Source organism: Corynebacterium sp., assembly GCF_012837295.1.
Taxonomy (GTDB): domain Bacteria; phylum Actinomycetota; class Actinomycetes; order Mycobacteriales; family Mycobacteriaceae; genus Corynebacterium.
Genome location: NZ_DURI01000222.1, coordinates 1 through 10863, shown reverse-complemented (window position 1 = coordinate 10863; position 10863 = coordinate 1). Strand labels below are relative to the sequence as shown.

12 protein-coding genes are annotated in these 10863 nt (G+C 70.9%); 7 read left to right on the top strand and 5 right to left on the bottom strand.

Annotated features, from left to right (window positions below; translation table 11 throughout):
* From rpsP to trmD, 4 genes are all read left to right on the top strand, one after another.
* On the top strand, nt 1-496 hold a 496-nt coding region (gene rpsP, locus GX015_RS07395; protein ID WP_291344012.1), incomplete at its 5' end, for a 30S ribosomal protein S16.
* 97 nt (nt 497-593) lie between these two features.
* A complete protein-coding gene (locus GX015_RS07390) occupies nt 594-2255 on the top strand; it encodes an ABC-F family ATP-binding cassette domain-containing protein (protein ID WP_291344010.1) in 1662 nt (553 codons plus the stop codon).
* Nucleotides 2256-2279: 24 nt separating this feature from the next.
* Nucleotides 2280-2891, top strand: coding sequence for a ribosome maturation factor RimM (rimM, locus tag GX015_RS07385; RefSeq protein WP_291344009.1), 612 nt, complete (start codon nt 2280-2282; stop codon nt 2889-2891).
* A 5-nt stretch (nt 2892-2896) separates the two neighbouring features.
* Nucleotides 2897-3769: a tRNA (guanosine(37)-N1)-methyltransferase TrmD gene (gene trmD, locus GX015_RS07380; protein WP_291344014.1), complete on the top strand. Its 873-nt coding sequence runs from the start codon at nt 2897-2899 to the stop codon at nt 3767-3769.
* Between the two features lie 35 nt (nt 3770-3804).
* Here the strand turns inward: trmD and GX015_RS07375 are convergent, their stop codons facing one another.
* Complete coding sequence (locus tag GX015_RS07375; RefSeq protein WP_291344005.1) at nt 3805-4128, bottom strand: cupin domain-containing protein; 324 nt, start codon at nt 4126-4128, stop codon at nt 3805-3807.
* Between the two features lie 69 nt (nt 4129-4197).
* Here GX015_RS07375 and GX015_RS07370 point away from each other — a divergent pair, with 69 nt between their 5' ends.
* Nucleotides 4198-4560 (top strand): hypothetical protein, encoded by a 363-nt coding sequence (locus GX015_RS07370; RefSeq protein ID WP_291344004.1) that lies wholly within the window; start codon nt 4198-4200, stop codon nt 4558-4560.
* Nucleotides 4557-5225: a phosphatase PAP2 family protein gene (locus tag GX015_RS07365; protein ID WP_291344002.1), complete on the top strand. Its 669-nt coding sequence runs from the start codon at nt 4557-4559 to the stop codon at nt 5223-5225. Before GX015_RS07370 ends, GX015_RS07365 begins: the two co-directional genes overlap by 4 nt.
* 82 nt (nt 5226-5307) lie before the next feature.
* On the opposite strand, the gene GX015_RS07360 is transcribed toward GX015_RS07365, so the two are convergent.
* From GX015_RS07360 to GX015_RS07345, 4 genes are read right to left on the bottom strand one after another with little or no spacing between them, the layout of a single operon-like run.
* Nucleotides 5308-6279 carry a hypothetical protein gene (locus GX015_RS07360; protein ID WP_291344000.1) on the bottom strand — a complete coding sequence of 324 codons (972 nt, stop codon included), beginning with the start codon at nt 6277-6279 and terminating at the stop codon, nt 5308-5310.
* On the bottom strand, nt 6279-6644 hold the full coding sequence (locus GX015_RS07355; protein ID WP_291343998.1) for a GntR family transcriptional regulator: 366 nt from the start codon (nt 6642-6644) through the stop codon (nt 6279-6281). Before GX015_RS07355 ends, GX015_RS07360 begins: the two co-directional genes overlap by 1 nt.
* 6 nt (nt 6645-6650) lie before the next feature.
* Nucleotides 6651-7421 carry a hypothetical protein gene (locus GX015_RS07350; protein WP_291343997.1) on the bottom strand — a complete coding sequence of 257 codons (771 nt, stop codon included), beginning with the start codon at nt 7419-7421 and terminating at the stop codon, nt 6651-6653.
* Nucleotides 7418-8506, bottom strand: coding sequence for an ATP-binding cassette domain-containing protein (locus tag GX015_RS07345; RefSeq protein ID WP_291343995.1), 1089 nt, complete (start codon nt 8504-8506; stop codon nt 7418-7420). The genes GX015_RS07350 and GX015_RS07345 overlap by 4 nt, the downstream gene beginning before the upstream one ends.
* 79 nt (nt 8507-8585) lie before the next feature.
* On the opposite strand from GX015_RS07345, the gene GX015_RS07340 reads away from it, so the two are divergent.
* The coding region (locus GX015_RS07340; protein WP_291343993.1) for a Tex family protein at nt 8586-10863 on the top strand (2278 nt) is incomplete at its 3' end.

The following is a 10863-nucleotide window of genomic DNA, read 5'->3' as shown; positions in this document are numbered from 1 at the left end:
GGCCGTCAAGATCAAGCTCCAGCGCATCGGCAAGATCCGCACCCCGCACTACCGCGTCGTCATCGCCGACGCCCGCACCCGTCGTTCGGGCCGCGTCATCGAGAACATCGGCACCTACGAGCCGAAGGCCGAGCCGTCCGTCATCAACATCGACTCCGAGCGCGCCCAGCACTGGCTGTCCGTCGGCGCCCAGCCGACCGAGCCGGTCCTGGCCCTGCTGAAGGTCACCGGCGACTGGCAGAAGTTCAAGGGCCTGCCGGGCGCCGAGGGCACCCTGAAGGTGGCCGAGGAGAAGCCGTCGAAGCTGGACCTGTTCAACCAGGCTCTGGCCGAGGCCAACGACGGCCCGTCCGCCGAGGCGATCACCGAGAAGCGCCGCGCCGCCAAGGAGGCCGCCGAGGCCAAGGCCGCGAAGGAGGCCGAGGAGGCCAAGGCCGCCGAGGCCGCCGCCGAGGAGTCCTCCGAGGAGGCTCCGGCCGAGGAGTCCGCCGAGTAATTTCGGCTCTTCGCTTTACGACGACGCCGCCACCCGCACCGGGTGGCGGCGTTTTCGCATGTCCGGGGCATATCCGGGTGGGGTAGCATCGGAGGCCATGGCAACCATCGAGTTTCGCGGCGTCGGCGCCGCCCACGGCCCCCGGACGCTTTTCGCGGATCTGGATCTGGTGTTGGCGCCCGGCGACGTCGCGGGGCTCACGGGCCCGAATGGGGCGGGCAAGTCGACGTTGCTGGCGGCGGCGGCCGGTGAGCCGACCGCGGAGATGACCGGCGACATATCCACTTCACCGCCCGACGCGACCGTGGGCCTGCTCGAGCAGGAGGTCGAGCGCAGGGACGAGTCCGTCGCGGACTTCGTCGCCCGGCGCACCGGCGTCACCGACGCCGCGGCCCGGATGGACTCGCTCGCCGAGGCGATGGCCGACGACGAATCCGCCGCCGACGCCTACGCGGTCGCGCTGGACCGGTGGCTCGCCCTCGGCGGCGCCGACCTGGACGACCGCCTTCCCCGCGTCGCCGCGGAACTGGGCCTCGATTCCGCCGTGCTGTCCCTGCCCATGACGGCGCTGTCGGGAGGTCAGGCGGCCCGCGCGAATCTGGCGGTGATCCTGCTCGCCGGCCATGACGTCCTGCTGCTCGACGAGCCGACGAACGACCTCGATCTCGACGGCATCGCCCGGTTGGAGGCCTTCATCTCCGGCGAGCGCCGCCCGATGCTCATCGTCAGCCACGACCGCGAGTTCCTGGCCCGGACGATCACGCGGATGGTGGAGCTCGACGCCGCCCAGCGGCAGATCACGGTCTTCGACGGAGGGTACGAGGCCTTCCTCGCCGAACGGGAACTGCGCCGCCGCCGAGCGCGGGACGCCTACGAGGAGTACGCCGGCGACGTCGACAAGCTCAAGAGCCGCCTGCAGACGCAGAAGACCTGGCTGGACAAGGGATCGCGCAACGCCATGCGCGCCCACGGCGGGAAGAGCCCGGAGAAGGACAAGCACATCCGCCACCGCGCGGCCCAGCGGTCGGAGAAGCAGGCCGGCAAGATCGCGCAGACGGAGCGGGCGATCGAGCGCATGGAGGTCGTCGAGGAGCCCCGCAAGGAATGGGAGCTGCGCATGTCCATCGCCGCCGCCCCGCGCTCCGGGACGGTGGTGGCCACTTTGCGCGATGCGGTGGTGGGGCATGCGTCGTCGCAGGGGTCCGATTTCACCCTCGGCCCCGTGACCCTGCAGATCAACCAGGGCGACCGCGTGCTCGTGGAGGGCCCGAACGGTTCCGGCAAGACGACCCTGCTGTCGCTGCTGGTCGGGGAGCGGGCCCCTGACGAGGGCTCGGCGACGGTGGGCTCGGGCGTCGTGGTCGGGCGCGTGGATCAGGCTCGGGCGCTTTTCGACGGCCCGGATCCGCTGGTGGACCGCTTCGCCGCCGAGATGCCCGAATGGCCGGATGCGGAGGTGCGCACCTTGTTGGCGAAGTTCGGCCTGACCGGCGAGCACGTCCCGCGCCCGTGCGATTCGCTGTCGCCGGGCGAGCGGACCCGCGCCGCGCTGGCCCTGCTGCAGGCCCGCGGCACCAACACGCTGGTCCTCGACGAGCCGACGAACCATCTGGACCTGCCGGCGATCGAGCAGTTGGAGCAGGCGGTGGAGTCGTTTTCCGGCACCGTGCTGCTGGTGACGCACGACCGCCGGATGCGCGACGCCTTCCGCGCCACCCGCACCGTCTCCGTCGACCGTGGCCGCGTGACCGATCGCTGAGTCGGGCGCGATAGTCTGGGGCGCGTGAGCAAGCAGAATTCGGGAAACAACGGCGGTGGCGCGGCCGACCTCGTGCAGATCGGGCGCGTCATCAAGCCCCACGGCGTCCGCGGCGAGGTCGTCGTCGACGCCACTACCGACGATCCGGCGGGCCGCTTCGCGGTCGGGGAGGTCCTCGTCGGCAAGCAAGCCGGACGCGAGCGCGAGCTGACCGTGAAGTCCATGCGCCCCCACCAGGGGCGCCTGCTCGTGTTCTTCGACGAGGTCCCGGACCGCAACGACGCCGAAACCCTGCGCGGCATGCGCTTTTTCGGGGCGCCCGTCTTCGACGACGATGATGAGGCCTACTACGACCACGAGCTCATCGGTCTGCGGGTGCTCAATGTCGGCGACGTCGACGAGGCGACCGCCACCGCTCGCGCGTACGAGGGCGAGCTGCCGGAGCCGGAGGACATCGGCGAGATCACCGGCGTGATCCGCAACCCCACCCAGCGCCTGCTGCAGGTCGCGCTCGACGGTGACGGCGACGCCGGACGCGAGGTGCTGGTGCCCTTCGTCCACGCACTGGTGCCGATCGTCGACATGGACAATGGCGCGGTCGTCATCACCCCGCCGGATGGGCTGCTGGAGCTGTGACCGCCATGCGCCTGGACGTGGTGACCATCTTCCCCGACTACCTCGACCCGCTGCGCCACGCGCTGCTGGGCAAGGCGATCGAGAAGGGCATCCTCGAGGTCGGCGTGCACGACCTGCGGCAGTGGGCGACGGGCGTGCACCAGGCCGTCGACGATTCCCCCTACGGCGGCGGGCCCGGGATGGTCATGAAGCCCGACGTCTGGGGGCCCGCGCTCGACGACGTCGCCGCGGGAACCGGCCCGGCCGCCGTCGCCGAGGCGCTGGATTCCGCCATGCCCCACGTCGGCCAGGCGCGCCACGACGAGTTGGCGGGCCTGCCCGAGGAGTCGTCGTACGCTGCGGCCGCAGACGGCGACGAGGACGTCGACAAGCCCCTGCTGATCGTGCCGACGCCGGCCGGAACGCCCTTCACCCAGGATATGGCGCGGCGGTGGTCGCACGAGAAGCACATCGTGTTCGCGTGCGGCCGCTACGAGGGCATCGACCAGCGCGTCGTCGACGACGCCGCCAACCGCTACCGCGTCGAGGAAGTGTCCATCGGCGACTACGTGCTCATCGGCGGGGAAGTGGCCGTGCTGGTCATGGCGGAGGCCGTGGTGCGGCTCGTGCCCGGCGTGCTGGGCAATCGGCGCAGCCACGAGGAGGACAGCTTCTCCGACGGCCTGCTCGAGGGGCCCGGCTACACCAAGCCGCGCGTCTGGCGGGACCTGGAGGTGCCGCCGGTGCTGCTGTCCGGCAACCACGCGAAGGTCGACCGGTGGCGCCGCGACCAGTCATTGCTGCGCACGGCGGCGCGGCGACCGGAGCTGCTCGAGGACGTCGAATTGTCGGCGCGCGACCAAAGGGCCCTCGACGCCGGCGCGAGCCCGGAAGAGTAGGGCCGGGCTTCGGCCGGAAAATCAAGCCGAGTAAGTCAGGTCGACAGCATCAGCAGGAACACCGCGTCGCGGTGATCCGCGTGCACCGAGTGGACCACGCCCTCGGGCACGTGGAGGACCCTGCCGGGCTTGAGGTGATGGTCGCGGTCCTCGACGGTGAATTTCAGGCAGCCCTCGATGACCTGGACGGTCAGCGGGTGCGGGGCGTGGTGGTCGTTGAGGCGCTGGCCCTTGGCGAAGGTGAAGACCACGATCGTCTGGCCGTCCGCGGTGAGCACGCGCGAGGCGGCGGGGAAGTCGCCCTCCTTGGCGGCGGGTGCGGCGTCGATGACGTCGATGAGGGTTTCGGGCGTGTCCATGGCTGCTCCTTAATCGGTATCTACATTGCCACGATAGATGCGATCCGTCGGCCGTGCTAGACAGTTCCCATGACCCGTTACCAGACCATCACACGCGCGTTGTTCGACCCCGAGGAGCTGCCGGCCATCGGCCAACGCATCCTCGCGGAGCTCACGGCATTGCACCTGACCATCGTGGAAGAGCGCGTGGCCATGCCCTATGCGGGGGAGGACGCACTGGTCGACGCCCAGGCGGAGTCGCTCATGGACCGGTGGCTGTCCATGAACCGTCAGCCGCCGACGATCGAGAAGCTGCATGCCCTGCGCATCGTCACGGAAGGCCCCGCGGCGCTGGAGGACGAGGTCACGGAGGCCATCGGCCGCGGCCTCGGCGATTCGACCCCGTGGGCGGGGGAGACCACGGTGATCGGGGATGCGGGGGACTTGGGTTGAGCCGCGCGACCATCGCCAGGCCCGCCCACGTCGTCGGCTGGGTGGCGGCATTGGTGGCGTTGGCGTGGTTCGCGTCGACGTCGACGGGCGCGGAAGTTGACCTGCGGTTCGCCGCGTGGGTCCGCGACGTGCGGGCGGGTGCCCTGGACGGCAGCTTCGACGGCGCGTTCCTCGGCATCACCGAGGTGTTCCGCCCCATGTTCGTCGCCCCGGCGACCCTGATCGCCGCGTTGTTCCTGTGGCGGCGCCTCCGCGCCATGGCGCTGCTGGTGCCATTGGCGTTCGGCGCGTCGATCGCCATGACGTACGTGATGAAGTGGCTGCTCGACCGCGATCGTCCCGCGGGTCCGCTGCGGTTGTCTGAGCTGCCCGCGCTACATGACGGCGCCTTCCCGTCCGCCCACGTCGCGGGCGTGACGGGCACGGGCATGGCGCTGATCCAGGTGCTCGCCCCGATGATCCGCCGGGGCCTGGCCACGGCGCTGAAATGGGCGGTCGTCGCGTTGGTCGGCGTGGTCGCCCTGAGCCGCGTGTGGGTGGGCGCCCATTGGCTTTCCGACGTCGCCGGCGGTCTCGCGGCCGGCGTGGTCGGTTTGATCATCGCGCTGCTGGCCCTGCGTTCGGCCCCGGTGCGGCGCATGATGGCCGGCGGCAGGAGGTTTTGAGACCCGGGAGGAAATCGATGGATGCGACGATGCCCGTGTGGGGCGCCGTCGACCGGCTCAGGCGGCTCGCCGCGTACTCCGGCTACGACCGGTAACGCCGCAGGTGCGCCCGGGCCAGTTCGGCCCCGCGCGCCGCATCCTCGACCGTGACGTAGAGCGTTCGGCGGTTCGTCCGCTCGATGCGCAGGCCCTCTCCGCCGCGAATGAGAATTGCCGTGCCCTTTCCGCTGAAACGCCAGCCCCAGCCACCCCAGTCGCCGGGCTTGACGTCGACCGCCTCCACGTCGCGGATCGACTGGTAGCGGATCGTCCGTCGCGGGAACCCCGGCAGCAGCCGCCAATGGACGCCCACGGCGTCTACGCGCACCCGCACTCCGAGGAGCATCGACATCGCGATGCCGACCACGATGGTGAGCAGCCCGTAAATGGATCCGAGCGCCACGTCTCCGTTCCGGAACGCCGTGACGGAGGTGAGGGCGGTCGCGCCGACCGCGACCACGAGGAGCACCGACATGATCCACGGTGCCCGGCACCGGCCGAACCATGCGGCCAGAGTGGTATCTCCGACCGTGATGGGCGTTTCCGCGTTGACCGGTTCCTCCGGTTCTTCCTGCGGGCGGACGACCAACGCGACGGCGAGTCCCACGGCCACGGCGGCGGCGAGGGGCGAGAGCAGGTTCGGCAGGGGGATCACGAACCCGGCCGCGTCGCCAAACCCGATCTGCGGATGCAGCGTGGCGACCATCATGACGGGCACGAGCGTCACGGCACCCGCGCCGATGCCCGCGAGGATGCGTCCCGCGCGCCCCGACGACACGCCGGACAACAGCAGTACGGCGAATGCCGCGGCCGTGAATGCGGTGGTAATCGCCACGACGGCGATGAAGGTGCCCGGCGGGGCGAAGTCGGTCGCCGCCAGCTCGGCCCCGAATCGGGTGGCCACCGGATCGGGCAGCTCGGGCAGCACCCACAGCGCCCACGTCACCGCGATGACGAGGACGACCGCCGGCAGCGCCAGCGTTTGTGCGACGAGGCGCAGGCGGGCACCCCTCATCAGCGGATCCCCCGCACGGTCAGGCCCGCGATGAGGTCCGACATGGGGATCGACGACTCGCGCGCGGCGCTGGCCAGGCGATCGAGGGCGGCTTCCACCACGGAATACTCCGCTTCATCGTCGGCCGCCCCCGAGATGACTGTGGCACCGCGGCCGCGCCGGAGCTCGACGATCCCGTCATCGCGCAGCTGTCGGTAGGCCCGCAGCACGGTGTTCTTGTTCAGGTCGAGGGAATCCGCGAGATCCCCCGCGCTGGGCAGCTTCTCGCCGATGGTCACTTCTCCGTCGTGGATGGACCTGCGCAGCGACGCGACGAGCTGCGCCCACAGCGGCGTCGGCGATGCGGAATCGAGCTGGATGAGCATCCCGGATCACAATTCCTTTCGGTTGAATGATGCGATGCCGAGGGCGATGGCCGTCGCGATGACCGCGATGGTGACCCCGATCGCGCCCGGTTCGGCCGCGGCGTCCTTGGCGGCGAGCACTCCCGCCGGGCTCCATTCCACCAGGGGCGGCCACATGCCGGCGACGGCCATCAACGCGAAGTACGCGATGCCCGCCGCGGCAGCACCGAGCGACGACGCGCCCGCCCCCGACGCCGCCATGGTCACGGCGATGACGGACAGCGCGAACAGCAGCCACAGTGCGGTGCCCGTCACGGGGGCGGCGATGTCGGATGCGGAGAGGCCGTCGAAAAGCAGGGAGGTGACGGCGATGACGAGACCCGTGGAGGCGACGGCGACGACGCTCACGGTGACCGCCACCGCGGTGAACGCGGACGCCCACAATCCCGTGCGCGACACGCCCCGGGCGAGGATCGGCACCGCCGTGCCTCGGGCGACGTCGGCGGACACGGCCGAAGCGGCGACGACGGCCACGATGACGACGATCAGCTGCGCGAGATTCGACGCCCACTGCGCCCATGCGTCGGAGGGCGTCGGATCCGGCAATGCGGACACGTCGATGGGGATCGCCTGATCGCCGCCGATGATGCCGCCGAGGATCTCCGGCAGGTAGCGGGCGGTGACGGGAGAAAGCACCGCGAAGAAGACCGCCGCGCCGACCAGCGCCCACGTCGCCCACGAGGCGCGCAGGGCCCGGAACTGTCGGCCGAGCAGGACCGTCATGGTTGCAGCGTTCATCGTGTGCCTCCCATCGCCGTGGCGAAGGCGTCGTCGAGGGCCCCGCCGGACGTGACCCTCACGTCATCGAAACCGGCACCCGCCAGCGCGCCCTTGACGTCGGTGCCGGCGGGCGCACGGAACGTTGCGGTGACGCGCCCGGGATCCCCGAAGCGCGCGACCAACTCCGGCAACGTGCCGGCGGCGAGTATCCCGCCGCGCCCGAGGAACGCCGCCCGGTCGCACACCGCCTCGACGTCGGCCATGGAATGGGTGGAGAAGAACACAGTCGCCCGCCCGCGCAGAGACGCGATGACGTCCAGCACCTCTCGCCGGGCGATCGGATCGAGCGCCGACGTCGGCTCGTCGAGGACGACGATCCCCGGCGTCGCGATGAGCGCCTGCGCGATGCCCAGCCGCTGCCGCATGCCGCGCGACAGCCCCGAAATGGGCCTGTGCACCGCCTGCAACCCCGACACCTCCAGCGCTTCGGCGACGCGCTCGTCGAGCTCGTCGCCCCCGAACCCCTCCAGCCGCGCGGACAGCCGCAGATACTCGGCGGGGGTCAGCCACGGGTCGAAGGCGGGGACGTCGGGCAGGTACCCGACCTTTCCGTCGAGCTTCACGACGCCCGCGTCCGCACGGGACAGGCCCATGAGAATGCGCAGCGCAGTCGTCTTTCCGGAACCGTTGGGCCCCAGGAACCCGAAGACCGACCCGTGCGGAACCGTGAGCGCCACGTCGTCGAGGACCACGTGGTCCCCGTAGCTTTTGCGCACCCCGTCGAATTCGATGGCGGGGCAGGACGAAGGCGCCCGGTCGGAGTACCTGGCCAAAAGGGTCGAGCCGGGCCGCGCCCCCAGGCCATCGTCGCGCCGCCCGCCCCATTCCCGACCCACTGCGAGGAAAATGATCGGACCGATGCCGTTGGTCAGCAGGATGATCAGCGCCCACGCGACCTTCGGCAACAATTTCACGCGTTCGCGGGACGTCCGGGCCAGCACGACGAGCGCGCCGATGATGAGCAACAGCTGCACCGCCACGAGCGCCCCCAGAACCCAGAGCAGTCCCGGCGGCAGATCGCGGAGTTCGTCCAAGGAGTTCATAGTGCCATCAAGACTAGCACTAGTGGCTGTGCGAGGGGCGTCGTCAAGCAGGCGGACCCGGGCCACTAGACTCGCCGGAATGATCGAGACCACCATCGCCCGCGAACTCGGGGTGGATCAGGCGCACGTCGCCACCGCCGTGAAGCTCCTCGACGAGGGCAACACCGTGCCCTTCATCGCCCGCTACCGCAAAGAGGCCACCGGCGGCCTCGACGACGGGCAGCTGCGCACCATCGAGGAACGGCTGACGTACCTGCGCGAACTCGAGGACCGCAAGACCGCGGTGCTGGCGGCCATCGACGAGCAGGGCAAGCTCACCGACGACCTGCGCGCCCTCATTCTCGCGTGCGACACGAAGGCCAGGCTCGAGGACCTCTACCTGCCGTTCAAGAAGAAGCGCCGCACCAAGGCCGACATCGCCCGCGAGGCCGGACTCGAGCCGCTTCTCGACGAGCTGCTGCGCGACCCGTCCGCCGACCCGGCGCAGCTGGCGGCCGGATACGTCACCGAGGGCTTCGCCGAACCGAAGGACGCGCTGGCCGGTGCGCGGGCGATCCTCGTCGAGTCGTTCTCCACCGACGCCGACCTGGTCGGCGAGGTGCGCGAGCGCGTGTGGTCGACCGGCTCCGCGGCGGCGAGGGTCGTCGAGGGCAAGGAGCAGGCCGGTGCGAAGTACCGCGACTACTTCGAGCACACCGAACCGCTGGAGACCATGCCCGGCCACCGCGTGCTGGCCGTCCTGCGCGGTGAGGCCGAAGGCATCCTGCAGCTGGGCATCGACGCCGGCGACGACGCCGTGTACGAGGGCATGGTCCGCCGCGCCTTCGACCTGCCCGAATCCGAGTGGATCGACCAGGCCATCCGCTTCGGCTGGCGCACCAAGCTCGAGGTGTCCGCGGCGCTGGACGCCCGCATGCGCCTGAAGGAGCGCGCCGAGGCCGAGGCCGTCGAGGTGTTCGCCCGCAACCTGCGCGACCTGCTGCTCGCCGCGCCCGCCGGGCAGCGCGCCACGCTCGGGCTCGACCCGGGCTACCGCAACGGCGTGAAGTGCGCCGTCGTCGACGGCACCGGCAAGGTGCTGGACACCGTGGTCGTGTACCCGCACCAGCCGCAGAACAAGTGGGACGCCGCCCGCGACGCCCTGGCCACACTGTGCGCCACCCACCGCGTCGAGCTGATGGCCGTGGGCAACGGCACCGCCTCCCGCGAAACCGACCAGCTGGCCCGCGAGGTCGCCGACCTGCTGGTCAAGGCCGGCGGCGCGCGCCCCGAGCCGGTGACCGTCTCCGAGGCCGGCGCGTCGGTGTACTCCGCGTCGGCCATCGCCGCCGAGGAATTCCCCGACATGGACGTCTCCCTGCGCGGCGCGGTGTCCATCGCCCGCCGCCTGCAGGATCCGCTGGCCGAGCTGGTCAAGATCGACCCGAAGTCCATCGGCGTCGGCCAGTACCAGCACGACGTGTCGCAGACGAAGCTCGCGCACTCCCTCGACGCCGTCGTCGAGGACGCGGTCAACGCCGTCGGCGTGGAGGTCAACACCGCGTCCGCGCCGCTGCTGGGCCGCGTCGCGGGCGTCAGCTCCACGGTGGCGGCGAACATCGTCGCCTACCGCGACGACAACGGCGCCTTCACCTCCCGCAAGGAACTGCTGAAGGTGCCGCGGCTCGGCCCCAAGGCGTACGAGCAGTGCGCCGGCTTCCTCCGCGTCCGCGGCGCCGCGAACCCGCTGGACGCCTCGGCCGTGCACCCCGAGTCCTACGGCGTCGTCGACCGCATCGCCGCCGCCACCGGCCTGGGCGTCGCCGAGCTCGTCGGCAACTCCCGCGTGCTCGCCGGACTGGACCCGCGCGACTTCGTCGACGAGGCCGCCGGCGTCGGCGTGCCCACCGTCACCGACATCATCGCCGAGCTGGACAAACCCGGCCGCGACCCCCGCCCCGAATTCAGGACCGCCACCTTCAAGGAAGGCGTGGAAAAGGTCTCGGACTTGGCCCCGGGCATGATTCTCGAAGGCACGGTGACCAACGTCGCCGCATTCGGCGCTTTCGTCGACGTGGGCGTCCATCAGGATGGCCTGGTCCACGTCTCCGCCATGAGCAAGGGCTTCGTCTCCGACCCGCACGAGGTGGTCAAGTCCGGCGAGGTGGTCAAGGTCAAGGTCATGGATGTCGACGTCGAGCGCCAGCGCATCGGTCTATCCCTCAGGCTTGACGACGAGCCGGGAGCCAAGCCCGGGCGCGGCCGCGGCGGCCGGGGTGGCCAGGGTGGCCAGGGTGGTTCGGGCGGCAAGGGCAAGGGCAAGGGCCGGCGCGATTCGAACCGGGGCGGCTCGAACCGGGGCAGCTCGAATCAGGGCG